The sequence below is a fragment of the Pantoea sp. CFCC18177 genome, assembly GCF_059412425.1.
Genome location: NZ_JBNBPL010000054.1, coordinates 1 through 1,013, shown reverse-complemented (window position 1 = coordinate 1,013; position 1,013 = coordinate 1). Strand labels below are relative to the sequence as shown.

Here is a 1,013-nt window from a genome sequence, read left to right as displayed (position 1 = left end):
TCGGACATGATTTTCATCTGCAGCTCGACGTTGGTCTTGATGCCGTCGATGATCAGCTCCGCCAGCGCATTCTTCATACGCGCGATCGCCACTTCACGGGTATCACCGTAGGTGATTAACTTACCGATCATGGAGTCGTAGTACGGCGGTACGCTGTAGCCAGCATAGATGTGCGATTCCCAGCGCACGCCAAAACCGCCTGGCGCGTGGAAACGGGTGATCTTGCCTGGGCTTGGCAGGAAGGTGTTCGGGTCTTCGGCGTTGATACGGCACNCAGCATAGATGTGCGATTCCCAGCGCACGCCAAAACCGCCTGGCGCGTGGAAACGGGTGATCTTGCCTGGGCTTGGCAGGAAGGTGTTCGGGTCTTCGGCGTTGATACGGCACTCCACCGCATGGCCGCGAACCACCACGTCTTCCTGTTTGATCGACAGCGGCTGACCGGCAGCAATACGCAGCTGCTCTTTGATCAGATCCACGCCGGTGATCATCTCAGTCACCGGATGCTCAACCTGAATACGGGTGTTCATCTCGATGAAGTAGAATTCACCGTTTTCGTACAGGAACTCGAATGTACCCGCCCCGCGATAGCCGATATCCACACAGGCTTTTGCGCAGCGCTCGCCAATGTTACGACGCAGCTCTGCCGTGATACCTGGCGCAGGCGCTTCTTCGACCACTTTCTGGTGGCGACGCTGCATTGAGCAGTCACGTTCCGCCAGATAGATCGCGTTGCCCTGACCGTCGGCCATCACCTGAATTTCAATGTGACGTGGGTTCTCGAGGAATTTCTCCATGTAAACCATGTCGTTGTTGAAAGCCGCTTTGGCTTCCGCTTTCGTCATGCCGATGGACTGCTCAAGATCCTTTTCATTGCGCACCACGCGCATACCGCGACCGCCGCCGCCGCCAGAGGCTTTGATGATCACCGGATAGCCGATGCGCTTGGCGATGGCACGGTTTTTATCCATGTCATCGGTCAGCGAGCCGTCAGAGCCCGGTACGGTCGGTAC

The 1,013-nt window shown here is 57.2% G+C and carries 1 protein-coding gene; it reads right to left on the bottom strand.

Going from position 1 to position 1,013, the window contains the following annotated elements; genetic code table 11:
- Positions 1-1,013, bottom strand: a 1,013-nt coding sequence (locus tag ACPUC8_RS25985; protein WP_494927748.1) for an ATP-binding protein, incomplete at both ends; no start/stop codon positions are given.